Raw genomic sequence first — 434 nt, 5'->3', positions numbered from 1 at the left:
TCGCAAACCTTATCATTTTTGTGGATAAGCGTTCCAATATGGAACGTACTCCGTTTTTATCTGTTTCATATCAGAACAAAAAGACGAAAGATTTTTTTGTGCACGCCTCGCCATACAGTTATTGCATCGCTCCGGTACCTCCCGTTTTCGCCGTCTGCATCAGGCCAAACAGGTTAACGCCAGGGCTCACCATGTAAAAACATGTACTTATTTGAGGATGAAAGGAATGCTAAAAGTTATTCAATCTCCAGCCAAATATCTCCAGGGTCCTGACGCTTCCACCTTGTTTGGTCAATACGCTAAAAACCTGGCGGACAGCTTTTTTGTGATTGCGGATGACTTCGTGATGAAGCTGGCGGGAGAGAAAGTACTCAACGGCCTGCACAGCCACGACATTAGCTGCCATGCGGAACGCTTTAACGGTGAATGTAGCC

At 45.9% G+C, this 434-nt stretch carries 1 protein-coding gene and 1 pseudogene; both read left to right on the top strand.

What is annotated here, in order from left to right:
• A partial coding sequence (locus H0X90_RS35980; protein WP_230878129.1) for a hypothetical protein occupies positions 1–197 on the top strand: 197 nt, incomplete at its 5' end.
• Positions 198–226: 29 nt separating this feature from the next.
• Positions 227–434 (top strand): annotated as a pseudogene (locus H0X90_RS35405) (hypothetical protein); the annotation flags it as partial.

Origin of the sequence: Burkholderia sp. 9775_39 (genome assembly GCF_015712225.1) — a bacterium.
GTDB lineage: Bacteria > Pseudomonadota > Gammaproteobacteria > Burkholderiales > Burkholderiaceae > Burkholderia > Burkholderia cenocepacia.
The sequence above is the reverse complement of the archived record's forward strand: the minus strand, read 5'-3'. Positions and strand labels throughout refer to the sequence as shown.